14 protein-coding genes are annotated in these 16,863 nt (G+C 71.6%); 3 read left to right on the forward strand and 11 right to left on the reverse strand.

Annotation, left to right across the window (positions count from 1 at the left end; translation table 11 throughout):
* Positions 1-2: 2 nt before the first annotated feature.
* The gene (locus PV343_RS16845; protein ID WP_319147731.1) at positions 3-557 is read right to left on the reverse strand and encodes a peroxiredoxin; all 555 of its coding nucleotides are present in this window, start codon (positions 555-557) and stop codon (positions 3-5) included.
* A 140-nt stretch (positions 558-697) separates the two neighbouring features.
* Here PV343_RS16845 and PV343_RS16850 point away from each other — a divergent pair, with 140 nt between their 5' ends.
* Together PV343_RS16850 and PV343_RS16855 are read left to right on the forward strand one after the other, a co-directional pair.
* The gene (locus PV343_RS16850) at positions 698-1,645 is read left to right on the forward strand and encodes a LysR substrate-binding domain-containing protein (RefSeq protein ID WP_387952840.1); all 948 of its coding nucleotides are present in this window, start codon (positions 698-700) and stop codon (positions 1,643-1,645) included.
* 105 nt (positions 1,646-1,750) lie between these two features.
* Positions 1,751-2,080 (forward strand): hypothetical protein, encoded by a 330-nt coding sequence (locus PV343_RS16855; protein WP_415923497.1) that lies wholly within the window; start codon positions 1,751-1,753, stop codon positions 2,078-2,080.
* Between the two features lie 57 nt (positions 2,081-2,137).
* Here the strand turns inward: PV343_RS16855 and PV343_RS16860 are convergent, their stop codons facing one another.
* The 5 genes from PV343_RS16860 to PV343_RS16880 all read right to left on the reverse strand — a co-directional run bounded on the left by PV343_RS16860 (position 2,138) and on the right by PV343_RS16880 (position 7,004).
* Complete coding sequence (locus tag PV343_RS16860) at positions 2,138-4,486, reverse strand: ABC transporter permease (protein ID WP_319147733.1); 2,349 nt, start codon at positions 4,484-4,486, stop codon at positions 2,138-2,140.
* Positions 4,483-5,172, reverse strand: a complete 690-nt coding sequence (locus tag PV343_RS16865; RefSeq protein ID WP_319147734.1) for an ABC transporter ATP-binding protein — start codon at positions 5,170-5,172, stop codon at positions 4,483-4,485. Before PV343_RS16865 ends, PV343_RS16860 begins: the two co-directional genes overlap by 4 nt.
* Positions 5,169-5,693 (reverse strand): PadR family transcriptional regulator, encoded by a 525-nt coding sequence (locus tag PV343_RS16870; protein WP_319147735.1) that lies wholly within the window; start codon positions 5,691-5,693, stop codon positions 5,169-5,171. Before PV343_RS16870 ends, PV343_RS16865 begins: the two co-directional genes overlap by 4 nt.
* Positions 5,694-5,808: 115 nt before the next feature.
* Positions 5,809-6,072, reverse strand: a complete 264-nt coding sequence (locus PV343_RS16875) for a hypothetical protein (protein ID WP_319147736.1) — start codon at positions 6,070-6,072, stop codon at positions 5,809-5,811.
* Positions 6,069-7,004 (reverse strand): SPFH domain-containing protein, encoded by a 936-nt coding sequence (locus PV343_RS16880; protein WP_319147737.1) that lies wholly within the window; start codon positions 7,002-7,004, stop codon positions 6,069-6,071. Before PV343_RS16880 ends, PV343_RS16875 begins: the two co-directional genes overlap by 4 nt.
* A 362-nt stretch (positions 7,005-7,366) precedes the next feature.
* On the opposite strand from PV343_RS16880, the gene PV343_RS16885 reads away from it, so the two are divergent.
* Positions 7,367-9,547, forward strand: a complete 2,181-nt coding sequence (locus PV343_RS16885; protein WP_387952841.1) for a transglycosylase domain-containing protein — start codon at positions 7,367-7,369, stop codon at positions 9,545-9,547.
* Between the two features lie 55 nt (positions 9,548-9,602).
* Here PV343_RS16885 and PV343_RS16890 read toward each other — a convergent pair whose 3' ends face one another.
* The 5 genes from PV343_RS16890 to PV343_RS16910 form a co-directional block, all read right to left on the reverse strand.
* Positions 9,603-11,732, reverse strand: a complete 2,130-nt coding sequence (locus tag PV343_RS16890; RefSeq protein WP_319147739.1) for a SpoIIE family protein phosphatase — start codon at positions 11,730-11,732, stop codon at positions 9,603-9,605.
* A 295-nt stretch (positions 11,733-12,027) separates the two neighbouring features.
* Positions 12,028-12,735 carry a DUF402 domain-containing protein gene (locus PV343_RS16895; RefSeq protein WP_319147740.1) on the reverse strand — a complete coding sequence of 236 codons (708 nt, stop codon included), beginning with the start codon at positions 12,733-12,735 and terminating at the stop codon, positions 12,028-12,030.
* Between the two features lie 68 nt (positions 12,736-12,803).
* On the reverse strand, positions 12,804-14,207 hold the full coding sequence (locus tag PV343_RS16900; RefSeq protein ID WP_319147741.1) for a class II fumarate hydratase: 1,404 nt from the start codon (positions 14,205-14,207) through the stop codon (positions 12,804-12,806).
* Positions 14,208-14,425: 218 nt separating this feature from the next.
* Positions 14,426-15,088, reverse strand: coding sequence for a class I SAM-dependent DNA methyltransferase (locus PV343_RS16905; protein ID WP_319147742.1), 663 nt, complete (start codon positions 15,086-15,088; stop codon positions 14,426-14,428).
* A gap of 45 nt (positions 15,089-15,133) precedes the next feature.
* A complete protein-coding gene (locus PV343_RS16910) occupies positions 15,134-16,804 on the reverse strand; it encodes a fumarate hydratase (RefSeq protein ID WP_319147743.1) in 1,671 nt (556 codons plus the stop codon).
* Positions 16,805-16,863: the final 59 nt, after the last annotated feature.

A 16,863-nucleotide genomic window follows, 5' to 3' on the forward strand; every position in this document is an offset into this window, starting at 1 on the left:
GGTCACTCACCGGCCAGCAGCGCGACCGGGTCGAGGGTCTCGTCGCCCTTGCTCCAGTTGCACGGGCAGAGCTCGTCGGTCTGCAGGGCGTCCAGGACCCGCAGGACCTCCTTGGGGTTACGGCCGACGGAGCCGGCGGTCACCATGGTGAACTGGATCTCGTTGTTCTGGTCGACGATGAAGACGGCGCGCTTGGCGAAGCCGTCCTCGCCCTCGATGCCCAGGTCGCGCATCAGCTCGTGCTTGGAGTCGGCCATCATCGGGAACGGCAGGTCACGCAGGTCGTCGTGGTCCTTGCGCCATGCGTGGTGGACGAACTCGGAGTCACCGGAGAAGCCGAGGATCTGGGCGTCGCGGTCGGCGAACTCGTCGTTCAGCTTGCCGAACGCGGCGATCTCGGTCGGGCACACGAAGGTGAAGTCCTTGGGCCAGGCGAACACGATCTTCCACTTGCCCTCGTAGGTCTTGTGGTTGATCGTCTCGAACTCCCTGCCCTTCTCCAGCGAGACGCAGGCGGTCAGTTCGAACTCGGGGAACTTGTCACCGACAGTGAGCACTTGCTCTCCTTGCAGCGAGGAAACACCCTTTTTGAGGGATTTTCCCTTTGGGTTGGACGTTGTCGATGTTGGCACAGGGTGCATTGATTAGTGAAATAGCTACACTCGGTCGAGTTGATCGGAGGTATCTATCAGTGACCATCAGTAGCGGAAAGCGGAGGCAGCCCAGCCTCGCGCAGCTGCGCGCCTTCGCCGCCGTGGCCGAGCACCTGCACTTCCGGGACGCGGCGGCCGCCATCGGGATGAGCCAGCCCGCCCTCTCCGGCGCGGTCTCCGCGCTGGAGGAGACCCTGGGCGTGACCCTCCTCGAGCGTACGACCCGCAAGGTACTGCTCTCGCCCGCCGGCGAGCGGCTCGCGGTGCGCGCCAAGGCCGTGCTGGACGAGGTCTCGGCGCTGCTGGAGGAGGCCGAGGCGGTCCGCGCGCCGTTCACCGGTGTGCTGCGGCTCGGAGTCATCCCGACCGTCGCGCCCTACCTGCTGCCCACCGTGCTGCGACTGGTGCACGAACGCTATCCGCACCTCGACCTCCAGGTGCACGAGGAGCAGACCGCGAACCTCGTCGAGGGCCTGAACTCCGGCCGCCTCGACCTGCTGCTGCTCGCCGTCCCGCTCGGTGTCCCCGGTGTCACCGAACTGCCGCTGTTCGACGAGGACTTCGTGCTCGTCACCCCGCTGGACCACTGGCTCGGCAGCCGTGAGGGCATCCCGCGCGAGGCCCTGAAGGAGCTGAACCTGCTGCTCCTGGACGAGGGGCACTGCCTGCGCGACCAGGCGCTGGACATCTGCCGCGAGGCCGGACGGGAGGACGCCCCGGTCACCACCACCGCCGCCGGGCTCTCCACCCTGGTGCAGCTGGTGGCGGGCGGCCTCGGCTGCACCCTGCTCCCGCGCACCGCCGTCAAGGTGGAGACCACCCGCAGCAGCCAGCTGCTCACCGGATACTTCGCCGAGCCCGCCCCGAGCCGCCGGATCGCCCTCGCCATGCGCACCGGCGCCGCCCGCGGCGCGGAGTACGGGCAGCTCGCCGAGGCGCTGCGCGAGGCCATGCGCCCGCTGCCGGTCCGGGTCCTCGGCGCGGACGGCTGAGGACCGGGTTCCCGGGAGGGCTCGATCGCCCCGGAGGGGCTCGCCGCGATCGCCGCCGCCGGCCTCGGTCTCGCCCGCCGCACCACCCAGGCCACCGCGCGCGGCATGCTGCGGCAGACGGTGGCGTACGGCAGTCACGGCTGTGCCGCGTTCTACGCCGTCGGCGACACGGCGTTGAGGGTCGTGCTCGGCGACGAGGGGCTCGACCCGGAGAGCCTGCCCCGGGCGACCCGGCCGGCCCTCGACCGCGCCGGATCGATCCTCTGCGTCGCGTCCGGCGTGGTCGACATGTCCACCGGCATGCTGCTGTCGTACGAGACCGTGGACAACCACCGCCCGAGGTCCTGGACCTGCGTCGTGGTCTGCCGCAAGTCGGTCAACGGCGGCATGCTCCTCGCCCGGGCCCGCAGGGTGGTGCGCGAGCACAGCCTGTGAACGACCGGCAGGGGCCCCTCCCGACGGGAGGGGCCCCTGCGGCGGCCGGCGTGCCGGCTACTCGGTGCGCAGGCCCTCCGGGCGCATCAGGCGCAGCAGCGGAGGCATGCTGAGCAGGGTGACCGCGAGGACGACCGCCGCGCCGATGCCGGTCATCGTCAGCACCCCCGGCCAGTCGACGCTCACCGTCGCGCCCACCATCTTCAGCAGCACCGCGCCGAGCGTCAGCCCCACGGCCCCCGCGAGCAGCAGGCCGAGCGCGATCGGGATGGCCGTCTGCCACAGCACCGACAGGCTCAGCGTGCGCCGGCGGGTGCCGAAGGCGACCAGTGCCGACAGCAGCTTCCTGCGCTCGCGCAACTGCTCCAGCTGGGAGACCAGCAGGCTCGCGCCGATCAGCGCCAGCACGCAGGTGGCACCCACGAGCAGACCGGTGCGGATGGAGGTGAACTTCCTGGACTGCTCGGTGGCCGACCAGTCCATCGCGTCCGCCAGCGGGTCCACGCGGGCCGCCGTGTTGCGGACGTACTCGCGCGCGTCGTTCACCGACTCGTCGAGCGCCAGGTAGACCTGGGTGCTCATGGCGCCGGTCAGCCGGCCGGGCAGGGCTGCGGGGGTCAGCAGCAGGCCGCTCGCGACGTTCCCGGTCGGGCCGTCGGTCGCGCGGGCCCGCTTCAGGCCGTCCGGCACGGTCCACAGCAGGTCCCGTCCCGCGGTCAGGCCGTTGCCCGTCTCGACGTGGAGCCTGCGGCCCGTCACCGCGAGCTTCTTCGTGTCGGCGTCCATCTGCTGGTCGCCGCCCGTGGCCACGAAGACGTCACCGTCGTGGCAGGAGGGCAGCTTCGCCACCTCGCGCAGCGCGGCGCAGTCGCCGACGGTCGCGCTCGACGAGGTGTGCGGTCCGTCCTCGGTGGTCCAGGTGCTGTCGGCGATCTGGAGGTCGCCCAGGGCGATGGCCTTGCGTACGCCCCGGGTGGCGGCGAAGTCCCGGTCGGCGGAGGCGAGTGCGGTGCCCCGGGGGAGCTGGACCTGCATCTGGATGCGGTTGACGTCCTGTCCGGTGACCTTGGTGTAGTCGCCCTCGACGCCCGCGAACAGCATCTGCAGGGCGATCGCGCCGGCCACCGCCACCGCGATGCCGTTCACCGGGCGGGCCGCCGTGCCGCTGCTCAACTGGAGCCTGCGCACCGCGAGTTGCCAGGCGACTCCGCCGTTTCCGAGCCGGCCCACCATGGCCTCGACGACCCACGGCAGCAGTGCGGTGACGCCGACGAGCAGCAGCAGCACGCCGCCGATCACCAGGTACTGGTTGAAGTCGCCGTTCGACCGGCCCTGGCCGATCATCGGGGCGAGCATCGCCAGTCCGCCGAGCGGCAGCAGCAGCCGCCACCACAGCCGGCGCTTCGCGGGCTTGGCCGTACGGACCACGCCGAGCGGTTCGATGACCACTCCGCGCAGGGCGAGCAGGGTGACCAGCACCGCGGCCGCCGGGACCGTGACCGCGACCAGCGCGGCCAGCGCCGGCGTCGGGTTGAGGTAGCTCGGGAAGACGCTGATGCCGAGGATCTCCGCCGAGCCGGCGAGCTGCCGGCCGATCAGGAAGAAGACGGTGCCGAAGACCAGTCCGACCAGCGAACCCGCGAGGGCCTCGCCGGCCGCGATCCGGCGGGTCATCCGGCTGTCGGAGCCGACCAGCCGCAGCGCCGCCAGCCTGCGGTCGCGCCGCTCGCCGCCGAACCGTACGGCCGCGGCGATGAACACGGCGACCGGCATCAGCAGCACCACGAACACGACGAGCACCAGCAGGATGAGCACCGGGTCGGTGTGCGAGGGCACCGCGTTCGGGTTGCCGAACGAGGTGATCCGGGCGGTCTGCCAGCCGTTGATGCGGGGCGCCAGGTTCTTCGCGCCGGCGTAGTAGGCCAGTTCGTGCGAGCCGATGAGCCCGGGCTCCCCGATGGTGCCGACCACCCGGTAGGGCAGCCGGTCGCGCAGCAGCTTGCCGTCGGCCGAGTCGAGCAGCCGCTTCAGGGCGGGGGAGACGACCATGTCGCCCGGCGCCGGGTAGCGGGTCAGGCCCGGGGCGAGCGGTGCGCGCGGACCCTCGGGTTCCACCAGGCGGCCGCGGACGTCGGCGCCGTGGTAGGTCGAGTTGGCGTCCGCGATCAACAGGGTGTCGTCGCCCCTGGCCGTGTGCTCCCGGCCGTAGGTGTAGTCCAGGCGGGCCTGGTCGCGGTCGTGCCGGACCGCGAGGGCGCTGGGCAGGGCGGTCGTCAGCAGCAGCAGCGCGACGCCGAGCCCGACGCCGATCGCCGTGAGCAGCACCCGGACCCAGCCCTCGCGGCCGCCGGTGAAGGCGAACCGGGCCCCCAGGGCCAGGTCCCTGGACCACTGCCGGACCTTCATATGGCCCGCTCCATGTCCCGGGACCTGCCGTCGCGCACGACGATCTCGCGGTCGGAGTAGGCCGCGACCCGCGCCTCGTGCGTGACGAGGACGACGGCGGCGTCGGTGGAGCGGGCCGCGTCGGTGAGCAGCTCCATGACCCGCTCGCCGTTGAGCGAGTCCAGCGCGCCGGTGGGCTCGTCGGCGAACAGCACCCTGGGCCCGGTGACCAGGCTGCGGGCCACCGCGACCCGCTGTCCCTGGCCGCCGGAGACCTCGCCGGGCCGCTTGCCCTTCAGGTCGTCGACCTCCAGACGCTCCATCCAGCCCAGCGCCGCCTTCTCGGCGGCCTTGCGGGAGGTGCCGTTCAGCCGCAGCGGGAGCGCCACGTTCTCCACGCAGGTCAGCTCGGGGACGAGCTGTCCGAACTGGAAGACGAAGCCGAAGTCGCTGCGCCGCAGCGCGCTGCGCTCGGCGTCGCTCATGGTGGCCAGCTCGCGGCCGGCGTAGGTGATCGAGCCCGAGTCGGGCCGGACGATCCCGGCGAGGCAGTGCAGCAGCGTCGACTTGCCGGACCCGGAGGGGCCCATGACCGCGACGACCTCGCCGGGGTGGATGGAGAACCCGGCGCCGTCCAGGGCGAGCGTGGGGCCGTAGGCCTTGCGCAGGTCCTCGGCGACGAGCAGGGAACCGGGGGGAGGGGTCATCGGGCCACCTCCGCGCGGAGCCTGTCCAGCCGGGCGGCGGTCAGTTCCAGCCAGCGCAGGTCGGCCTCCAGGTGGAACAGGGCGTGGTCGCAGATGAGCTGGTCCGCGAGGTCGCCCTTGCGCTTGCGGTCCGTCAGGACGCGCATGCTGCGCAGGTGCTCGGCGCGCTGGGTGTCGAGGATGTCGGCCGCGTCCCGGTGGGTGAGCAGCGCGAGGACGACCTTGGTGTAGAGGGTCGACTGGAGGTACTCCTCCGGCTTCTCCGGGGTCGCGAGCCAGCGCGCCACGTCGGTGACACCGGCGTCCGTGATGGCGTACCGCTTGCGGTCGGGGCCGCCACCGGCCTCGATCCCGTCGACCGTGACGAGCCCGTTCTTCAGCAGCCGGGACATCGTCGAGTAGACCTGGCCGTAGTGCAGCGGCCGGTCGTGACCGAACTTCTCGTCAAAGGCCCGCTTCAGGTCGTAACCGTGTCGCGGGCCGGACTCAAGGAGTCCCAGGAGGGTGTGACCGATGGACATGGCAGCACTCTACACACGGTGTATACGCACTATGTATACGCGGAGTGTGTACCTGGTAGCGGGGGGTGCGGGCCGGGGGTGCGGCCGGTACGACGGTGCAGGTGGGGCGCGAGTGTCACGGTTCTGCGACAGGCGGCCGGCCCCGTCGCGGCAGCGGGCCGGTGTCCTTCGGCAGCCGCCCCGCGTCGGCCAGCGCCTTGCGCAGCAGGAACTCGATCTGGGCGTTGGCCGAGCGCAGCTCGTCCCCGGCCCAGCGCGCCAGGGCCTCGTACACCTGCGGGTCGAGCCTCAGCAGCACCTGCTTGCGCTGCTGAGGCCGGCGCCGCCGGGCCGGGCTCGCGGGCGTGTCCTCGGCCGGGCCCTCGGGGGGAGTCGTCACTGGTAGAGCGTCCCGGTGTTCAGCACGGGCTGCGGGGCCCGGTCGCCGCACAGCACCACCATCAGGTTGGACACCATCGCCGCCTTCCGTTCGTCGTCCAGCTCCACGATGTCGCGCTCCGCGATCCGGGTGAGCGCGGCCTCCACCATGCCGACCGCGCCGTCCACGATCTGTCGCCGGGCCGCGACGACCGCGCCGGCCTGCTGGCGCTGGAGCATCGCCGAGGCGATCTCGGGAGCGTACGCGAGATGGGTGAACCGCGACTCGATGACGCTCACCCCGGCCGCCTCCACGCGCGCCTGGAGTTCCACGGCCAGCTTCTCGGTGATCTCCTCGGCGTTGCCGCGCAGCGAGAGGCCGTCCTCCTCGTGGGCGTCGTAGGGGTACTCGATGGCGATGTGCCGGACCGCCGTCTCGGTCTGGGTGGCGACGAACTCGGCGAAGTCGTCCACCTCGAAGGTCGCCTGCGCGGTGTCCTGGACCTTCCACACCACGACCGCGGCCAGCTCGATCGGGTTGCCGTAGGCGTCGTTGACCTTCAGCACCGCGGTCTCGTGGTTGCGCACCCGGGTGGAGACGCGGGTGCGCGAGGTGAAGGGGTTCACCCAGCGCAGGCCGTCCTGCCGGATCGTGCCCCGGTAGCGGCCGAACAGCTGGACCACCCGGGCCTCGCCGGGCGCGACCGTGTTCAGGCCGCGCATCGCGATGACCGCGGCGAGGAAGACCAGGAAGCCGCCCGCGACGAACCCGCCCTTGGCGCCCCCGGCGTCGACCATGGAGCCGGCGGCGAACAGGGCGGCGGCGACGCCGAGCCCCAGCAGGCCGAGCAGCAGGGCGAGCCCGCCGCCGATGCTGTGCGCCGGGAACTCCCGCACGCGGGGTGCGGGCATCTCGGGTACGTCGGCCGTCGCGGACGCGTCGTGTGCGGACATGGTGGGTCCCCCCGTTCTCGGAACGTCTATCGTACTTCTAGCTAAGTGATATCACTTTTGCTTGTCAAGCAACCCCGCACCCTCCACAGCCGTCGGTTCCCTTGGGGTCGGGTGCTGATTGTCACGTCCGTAAAAGAGCGGATCGGACGCCCTTTGTCATATAGACGGGTGTTAGCTTTCGGAGCTGACCTCACGACGGAAGCGGAGCGTAGGGACTCATGGGACGAGCGGAAGAGAGACGTGCGCGGCAGCGCGGGGGCCACCGCGCGGCACCCAGGCGTTCCCCGTCCGCAGCCGCCGCGCCCGCGGCCGGCGCCAAGCCCGCCAAGGGCCGCATACGCAGGCTGTTCACCTGGAAGAAGATGCTCGGCACCTTCCTCGGACTCTGCCTGCTCGGCATAGGCGGCTTCGTCGTGCTGTACATGCTCGTCGATGTGCCGAAGGGCAACGCCGCCGCACGGCAGCAGAGCAACATCTACAAGTACAGCGACGGCTCCGTCCTGGCCCGCGTCGGCACGGTCAACCGCGAGAGCGTCGACCTCGCCAAGGTGCCCAAACCCGTCCAGCACACCTTCGTCGCGGCGGAGAACAAGACCTTCTACCACGACTCCGGAATCGACGTGAAGGGCCTGGCCCGCGGCCTGTTCAACACGGTCAGCGGCCGTGGCACCCAGGGCGGCTCGACCATCACCCAGCAGTACGTCAAGAACTACTACCTGAACCAGGACCAGACGGTCACCCGCAAGCTCAAGGAGATGGTCATCTCCCTGAAGGTGGACCGCCGCCTGACCAAGGAGCAGATCCTCGCGGGCTACATCAACACCAGCTACTACGGCCGCAACGCCTACGGCATCCAGGCCGCCGCGCAGGCCTACTACCGCACCGACGCGAGCAAGCTCAGCGTCCAGCGGGGCGCCTACCTCGCCGCCCTGCTCCAGGCACCCAGCCAGTACGACTGGGCCGTCGCCGGACCCGTGGGCAAACGGCTGGTGCAGGAGCGCTGGAACTACGTCCTGGACAACATGGTCAAGCAGAAGTGGCTGGACCCCGCCGAGCGCCGGGGGATGAGCTTCAAGGACGCGATCCCCGAGGACCCCAAGGGGACGCCCGGTGAGGAGGGACAGAAGGGCTACCTGGTCCAGCTCGCCAACCAGCAGCTCGAACAGCAGCTGATGAGCGACGAGGGCATGTCCCGCTCCCAGGCGGAGGCCGCCGTGGTGGACCGCGGCTGGACCATCACCCTGAACATCCAGAAGAAGCGGCAGAAGGCGCTGGAGCAGGCGGTCAAGTCGCAGCTCACCAGCAAGCTGGACCCGAAGAAGCGCAAGGTCGACGGCAACGTCCAGGCCGGCGCCGTGTCCGTGGACCCCAAGACGGGCCACATCGTCGCCCTCTACGGCGGCCAGGACTACTTCAAGCACTACTTCAACAACGCCACCCGCCGCGACTACCAGCCCGCCTCCACGTTCAAGCCGGTCATCCTCGCCGCCGCGCTGGAGCAGAACGCCACGACGCAGAACGGCAAGCCGATCAACGCCGGCACCCTCTACGACGGCACCAGCGGCCGCCAGGTCCTCGACCACGGCAGCAAGGTCGGCTTCGGCCCGCCCAACGAGGACCACGTCGACTACGGCCCCATCACCGTCCAGCGGGCGATGGACGAGTCCGTCAACTCCGTCTTCGCGCAGATGGGCGTCGACGTCGGTATGACCAAGGTCATGGACACCGCCAAGCAGCTCGGCATGGACACCGAGGGCATGCAGGCGGTGCCCGCCCAGACGCTCGGCTCGATGGGCGCCAGCCCGCTGGAGATGGCCGGGATCTACGCCACCTTCGACAACCACGGCAAGAAGGTCACCCCGTCCATCGTGAAGACGGCCGAGCAGAAGGACCGCTCGGTCCGCATGCCCGCCCCGGTCGGCGACCAGGTGATCAGCCGGACCGCCGCCGACACGGTGACCTCCGTACTGACCGGCGTGGTCGACGACGGCACGGCCAAGAACTCCGTGGCGGCCAACCCGCTGCGCGACGGCCAGCAGGTGGCCGGCAAGACCGGCACCTCCGACGAGAACAAGTCCGCCTGGTTCACCGGCTACACACCCGACCTGGTCACCTCCGTCGGCCTGTTCGGCGAGGACAAGAAGACCAGGTCCCACGTGACCATGATGGGCGCCACCGGCCGGCTGCCCTACCCCGGCCGCGTCAACGGCGGCAGCTACCCGGCGCGGATCTGGGCCGAGTACACCTTCGGCGTCACCAAGCGGGCCACGTTCGACCTGGACACCACCCAGGGCGCCGCGGTCGAGCCCACCGACACCCCGACGCTCAGCCCGCCGCCGTCCAAGAGCCCCTCGAACACCCCGAGCAGCGAGCCGCCGACGTCCACGTCCCCGTCCGACACGCCGTCCAGGACGCCGACCCGGACCCCGACGCAGACGCCCAGCCAGACCCCGACCTCGCCACCCCCGACCACCGGGCAGCCGACGGACGGCGTCACCGAGGACCCGCTCAATCCCGACAACGCCGGAAACCTCGGCCAGTAGGCCACACACGAGAGGGGCGCCCGGGGGAATCCCCCCGGGCGCCCCTCTCGCGCGCTCAGCCCCGGTTCAGCTCGAACCAGACCACCTTGCCGGTGCTCAGCCGGGTCGCACCCCAGCGCCGCGCCAGCCGGTTGACCAGGTACAGTCCGCGGCCGCCCTCGTCCGTGGCCCGCGCCTGCCGCAGCCGCGGCAACTGCGGCACGTCGTCGCCGACCTCGCAGCGCAGCACATCGGTCCGCAGCAGCCGGAGCGTGACCGGCCGCGACGTGTACCGCACGGCGTTCGTCACCACCTCACTGACCAGCAGCTCCACCGAGTCCGTCAGCTCCTCCATGCCCCAGCGGGCCAGCGCGCGCCGCGCCAGCCGGCGAGCCTGCCCCGGAGCCGAGACCTCCGGCTCCAGGGTCCAGTACGCCACATCGCTCGGCGCGATCCCGTGGAAGCGGGCCGCGAGCAGCGCGATGTCGTCGTCCCGGTCACCCGGGCCGAGCATGTCCAGCACCTCGTCGCACAGCGCCTCCAGCGGCGGCGGGTGATCCGGGCCGGTCAACTGCGCGGTGGCCGCCAGCCGTTCACGCAACTGCTCTATCCCGGTCCACACGTCCCGCAGCCGGGACTCCACCAGACCGTCGGTGTACAGCAGCAGCGTGGCCCCAGCCGGCGCGTCCAGCTCCACCGCCTCGAAGTCGACCCCGCCGACGCCGATCGGCGCCCCCGGCGGTACCCGCAGCACCTCCGCCCGGCCGCCCAGATGCAGCAGAACAGGCGGCGGATGACCCGCGTTGGCGATCGTGATGCGGTGCGTGACCGGGTCGTAGACCGCGTACAGACAGGTCGCCATACGGTCGGTGCCCAGCCGCTGCGCCTGCTCGTCGAGGTGGTGCAGCACCTCCTGCGGCGGCAGGTCGAGCCCGGCGAGCGTCTGTGCCGTCGTGCGCAACTGGCCCATGATCGCCGCCGACGTCATGGAGTGCCCCATGACGTCACCGACCACCAGCGCGACCCGGCTGCCGGGCAGCGGGATCGCGTCGTACCAGTCCCCGCCCACCCGCGCCGTCTCCGCCGCCGGCAGATAGCGCGAGGCCAGCCGCACACCGGTCGGACGGGGCAGGGTCTCGGGCAGCATCGTGCGCTGCAGCTCGTCGGCGATGTAGGCCTCCCGGCCGTACAGCACCGCCTTGTCGATGCCGAGCGCGCTGTGCGTGGCGAGCTGGGCGGCCACCAGCAGGTCGTCCGCCTCGAACGCGAGCCGCTCCGGACGGCGCAGGAACAGCGCCGCGCCGATCACCCGGCGCCGGCCGCGCAGCGGCGCGAGGATCGCGTGCTGCCCGCCCGGCACCACCGCCTCGCCGCCCTCACCGAGCAGCTCGGGCAGCGCGGCCCGGGCCGCGGGCGCGTCGGCGAACACCGGCCGCACCCCGCGCAGCACCTCGTTCAGCGCACCGCCCGGCCGCACCTCGCACAGCTCCGTGGTCAGCGACGACAGTTCCGAGAGCCCCGAGGAGTCCGGCTCCGGCTCCGGGAACGGCGGCAGCGACAGGCCCTCGGTGTCCCGCTCGTCCGGTATCCGGTCGGTCCGGCGCAGCCGCAGCACCACCGGACCGGTGGGCCGCTCGTCACCGACCGGCAGCGGGTCGCGCAGATAGACCAGGATCGCGTCCGAGAACGTCGGAACCGTGGCCCGGCACAGACCCATCACGATCTCGTCCAGATCGATGCCGCGGGCGATCCGCCGGGTGGCCGCGCCCACGAATCTGAGCCGGTCCCCGTCGCGCCGCATCGGCATCGGCCGACCCGGCGGCAGACCCCGCCCGGTACGGCGTTCCTGACCGCCCGGCGTCCGCTCCTGCTCGGAGGCGGGCTGCGCCGGGATGGCCTCCGGCGCGGGACGAGGACGGTGTTCCCCCACGCTCGCACTCGCGCGCGCGGGAGCCGTGCCCATCGTCTCGGCGGTGGCGGGCTGGGAGTGCTCCGGGCCGTTGACTGGGGGCTCCTTCCCCTTGTTCCCCTTGCCGCAGGGCGCGCTCGTCCCCGGTCCGGCGGGTGTGCCGTCCGCACGGGCCGCCTGGGCGGGTAAGGCCGGGTTGCCGAGCGGCGCCGGGGCACGCAGCAGCGCCCCGCGGGCTTCCGCGGGGTCCACGCCCGGCTGCGGGCGCTCGTAGGAGGAGGTGGGCTGCTCCGTCACGCGTGTCGAATCCGTCCGTCCGGGGCTGCGCGCCGGGCGCGCAGATGGTCCCGCCGAAATGCCGATACCCGGAATACGTGCCCCAGGAACGGAATTCCCGCGCGGTCAGAGGTCGTGCCTGTGCCACCGGCGGCCCCGTGCGGTCCCGCGGTGGTGTTGCCCTCGTACCCCTCGCTCACGTCCTGCCGCCCCTCGGTGACGTACGGTCAGACCCGGCACATGCTCCGGGAGTTGCTTGGAAGCGCCCTTGCGGAGGACGATCCTACGGTTGTGGACCGGGGGCGCATCAAGGGTCTCATGAGGACACGTGCGCGGGTGTACGGTCCCAGTCCTCGGGGAGTGACGGTACTCCCCAGGAGGGGTCCGGGCGCCAGTCCTCCCAGCCGTCCGCGAACGGTGCGCCCCACGCCTCGATCACCTCCACCGCGTCCCGGCCCGCCGCCCGCACCCGCCCGGCGGTCCGCTCGTCCATCAGCCCGTCCCGCTGGGCCTGCGCGAACTCGTCCTCGTCCAGCCAGCGCCAACGCCGGTCCGGGTCGACCGCGATGTCCAGGAAGTAGTCCTCGGAGTCCACACCACCCTCCCAACGGGACAACGGCTGCTCAAGGTTGACGTACCAGTTCCTGAACCGCCAGCCCGGGTCCCAGAACAGCCACACCGACCAGGGCCGGCCCGGTCTGGCCAGTTTCAGCACCCCGGTGCCGAACCACCGGTCCCGCTGCACCGTGCGCGGCGTGGTGTAGCGGGTCTCCAGCGGCTCCAGGTGCACGGCCCTGCCGTCGGCCAGCGCCGGCTTCACGCACTCGGTGCCCGGCGCCATCCACACCGCGAGCAGCTCCGCGTCGTCCCGCACGACGGTGACGGGACGGGCGATGTGGAAACGCGCCGAGGCGTTCTCCCGGTACCGCCACAGGATCCGCGCCCCGGGGGTCCAGTACGCCGGGGGTGCCGGTTCCGATGCCGGTGCCGGCACCGCTCGTCTCGTCGCTCCGTCGTCCGCCATGGACAGATATTAGGTGCCGTAGGCACACGACGCTGCGGCGCCCGTCACGGTCCGCGCCCGTGCCGTCGTCACGGGCGGGTCATCCGCAGCACGTCCAGCGCCTCGTCGAGCTGCTCCAGGGTGAGGTCACCGCGCTCCACGTACCCGCCCTCCAGGACCACGTCGCGGATCGTCCTGCGCTCGGCCAGCGACCTCTTGGCGACCTTCGCGGCCTCCTCGTAGCCGATGTACTTGTTCAGCGGGGTCACCACCGAGGGCGACGACTCGGCGTACTCGCGGGCCCGTTCGCGGTCGGCGGTGATGCCGTCGACGGTCCGGTCGGCCAGCAGCCGGGAGACGGACGCGAGCAGCCGGACGGACTCCAGCACGTTCTTGGCGATGACCGGGAGCATGACGTTCAGCTCGAAGTTCCCGGAGGCGCCGGCGGTGGCGATGGTGGCGTCGTTGCCGATCACCTGGGCGGCCACCATGAGCACCGCCTCGGGGATCACCGGGTTGACCTTGCCGGGCATGATGGACGAGCCCGGCTGCAGGTCGGGCAGCCGGATCTCGGCCAGTCCGGTGCGCGGCCCGGACGCCATCCACCGCAGGTCGTTGGCGATCTTCGTCAGGCCCACCGCGATGGTCCTGAGCTGCCCGCTGGTCTCCACGATGCCGTCCCGGGCGCCCTGGGCCTCGAAGTGGTCCCGGGCCTCGGTGAGCGGCAGCCCCGTGGTCCGCGCGACCTCACGGATCACCGCGGCCGAGAACCCGGGCGGCGTGTTGATCCCGGTCCCCACGGCCGTCCCGCCCAGCGGCAGCTCGGCCAGCCGCGGCAGCGAGGCGCGCAGCCGCTCGACGCCGTGCCGCACCTGGGCGGCGTACCCGCCGAACTCCTGCCCCAGCGTCACCGGGGTGGCGTCCATCAGGTGCGTCCGCCCGGACTTCACCACGTCCGCGAACTCCTCAGCCTTGCGGCCGAGGGCGGCGGCGAGATGCTCGAGCGCCGGGATCAGGTCGTGGGTGACGGCGGCGGTCGCGGCGATGTGGATGGACGACGGGAAGACGTCGTTGGACGACTGCGAGGCGTTGACGTGGTCGTTGGGGTGCACGTCACGGCCGAGCCGCTCACCGGCGAGGGTCGCGACGACCTCGTTGGTGTTCATGTTGGACGAGGTCCCGGACCCGGTCTGGAACACGTCCACCGGGAAGTGCTCGTCCCACCTGCCCTCGGCGACCTCCCCGGCCGCCTCCTGGATCGCCTCGGCGACGTCCTTGTCCAGCACGCCCAGCTCGGCGTTCACCTTCGCGGCGGCCGCCTTGATCCGGGCCAGGGCCTCGATGTGGGCCCGCTCCAGCCGCTGCCCGGACACCGGGAAGTTCTCGACGGCACGCTGTGTCTGCGCCCGCCACTTGGCATGGGCGGGCACCCGCACCTCGCCCATGGAGTCGTGCTCGATCCGGTACCCGGCGCCGGTCTGGTCGTCTGTCATCTGCGACACCTCCCTGAAGGACAGCATCGCCGAGGCCCCGGGTGTTCCCGCGGCAGGCCGGATGCGCGAGTCGGGTGCGCGGGGGCCTGACGCCCGGTCACCTGCCCACCCGCCAAGGCCGGTTCGACGACCCCTCAGGCCGGTTCGACGACCCCTCAGGGCGGCTCGACGGCCGCTCAGGGCGGCTCCACGGCCCCTCAGGCCGGTTCGACAGCCCTTCAGGACGTCTCGGGCCGGTGGGCGAGGAAGAAGGCCTGCCGGCCCTGCCGCGGCCGCTCGTGCGCGTCGGGCTCACGGACGAGCCGCGCGTCCACGACGAGGCCGGCCTCGCCCAGCAGTCCTGCGACCAGCTCGGGGGGCGTCCAGTAGACGTCGAGCGAGACCTCGTGTCCGTACGCCCGCTCCAGGTGCCGGTGCCGTTCCCCGGCCTTGAAGGCCAGGAGCAGGTGACCGCCCGGGGCCAGCACCCGGTGGCACTCGGCGAACACGGCCGGCAGCGACTCCGGCGGGGTGTGCACGGTCGAGTACCAGGCGACGATCCCGCCGAGCGTGCCGCCCTCCAGGTCGAGGGCGGTCATCGACCCGACGCCGAACCGGAGACCCGGGTGCGTCCGGCGGGCCACCGCGATCATCTCCGGGGAGAGGTCGACGCCGAACACGTCCACCCCGAGCGCGTGCAGGTGCGCGGTGACGCGCCCGGGCCCGCACCCGAGGTCGGCGACCGGCCCGCCGCCCGGCGCCCGCACGAGCTCGGCGAACGCGGCGAGCATGGCGCGGTCCAGCGGCTTGCCGTCGAGGTCGTCGCGCGCGAGCTTCTCGTAGTCGACGGCGACGGTGTCGTAGGCGGTACGGACGCCGCGCAGGCGGTCGGCTTCGGTCATGGACGAGGACCCCGGCCCCGCGATCCGCTCCCTCGTGTCAGCAGGTCAGCCCAGGCCCGGGCCACGGACCGGGATGGACGTGAAGGTCGGCTGCGGCGCGGGATCCTGGAAGAAGTCGTTTCCCTTGTCGTCGACGACGATGAACGCCGGGAAGTCCTCGACCTCGATCTTCCAGACCGCCTCCATGCCGAGCTCCTCGTACTCGACGACCTCGACCTTCTTGATGCAGTCCTGGGCGAGGCGGGCGGCGGGGCCGCCGATGGAGCCGAGGTAGAAGCCGCCGTGCGCGTCGCACGCGTCGGTGACCTGCTTGGAGCGGTTGCCCTTGGCGAGCATCACCTTGGAGCCGCCCGCCGCCTGGAACTGCTCCACGTAGGAGTCCATGCGGCCGGCCGTCGTCGGGCCGAAGGAGCCGGAGGCGTAGCCCTCGGGGGTCTTCGCCGGGCCCGCGTAGTACACCGGATGGTCCTTCAGGTACTGCGGCATCTCCTCGCCCGCGTCCAGCCGCTCCTTGATCTTGGCGTGCGCGATGTCGCGGGCCACGACCAGCGGGCCGGTCAGCGACAGGCGGGTCTTGACCGGGTACTTCGTCAGCTCGGCCAGGATCGTGTCCATCGGCTGGTTCAGGTCGATCTTCACCACGTCGGACGCCTCGTCCAGGTGCTCGTCCGTGGTCTCCGGCAGGAACCGCGCCGGGTCCTTCTCCAGCTGCTCCAGGAAGACGCCCTCGGCCGTGATCTTCGCGACGGCCTGGCGGTCGGCCGAGCAGGAGACGGCGATGGCGACCGGGCAGGAGGCGCCGTGCCGGGGCAGGCGGACCACCCGCACGTCGTGGCAGAAGTACTTGCCGCCGAACTGGGCGCCGATGCCGATCTTCTGGGTCAGCTCGAAGACCTTCTCCTCCAGCTCCTTGTCCCGGAAGCCGTGGCCGAGCTCCGAGCCCTCGGCCGGGATCTCGTCAAGGTAGTGCGCGGAGGCGTACTTCGCGGTCTTCAGCGCGAACTCGGCGCTCGTGCCGCCGACGACGATCGCCAGGTGGTACGGCGGGCAGGCGGCCGTGCCGAGCGAACGGATCTTCTCCTCCAGGAACTTCATCATGGAGGCCTCGTTCAGGACGGCCTTCGTCTCCTGGTACAGGAAGGACTTGTTGGCCGAGCCGCCGCCCTTGGCCATGAACAGGAACTTGTAGGCGCCGCCGTCGGTGGCGTACAGCTCGATCTGGGCCGGCAGGTTGGAGCCGGTGTTCTTCTCCTCCCACATGGTGAGCGGAGCCATCTGCGAGTAGCGCAGGTTGAGGTTCAGGTACGCGTCGTAGATGCCGCGGCTCAGCGCCGCCTCGTCGCCGCCCTCGGTCAGCACGTTCTGGCCGCGCTTGCCCATGACGATCGCGGTGCCGGTGTCCTGGCACATGGGGAGCACGCCGGCGGCCGCGATGTTCGCGTTCTTCAGCAGGTCGAGCGCGACGAACTTGTCGTTGCTCGACGCCTCCGGGTCGTCGATGATCCGGCGGAGCTGGGCGAGGTGGGCGGGCCGCAGGTAGTGCTGGATGTCGTGGATGGCCTCCTCGGCCAGCTTGCGCAGCGCCTCCGGCTCCACCTTGAGGAACGTCCGGCCGTCCGGTCCCTCGACGGTGGACACGCCCTCCGAGGTCACCAGCCGGTACGGGGTGGTGTCCTCGCCCTGGGGGAGCAGATCGGTGTACGCGAACTCAGGCATCTCAGCCCATTCCTCACTCTGACGGACGGCTGCCCGTCGACGTCGGCGGGCCTCACCAG

Origin of the sequence: Streptomyces sp. WI03-4A (genome assembly GCF_033792105.1) — a bacterium.
In the GTDB taxonomy this organism is placed as follows: Bacteria; Actinomycetota; Actinomycetes; order Streptomycetales; family Streptomycetaceae; genus Streptomyces; species Streptomyces collinus_A.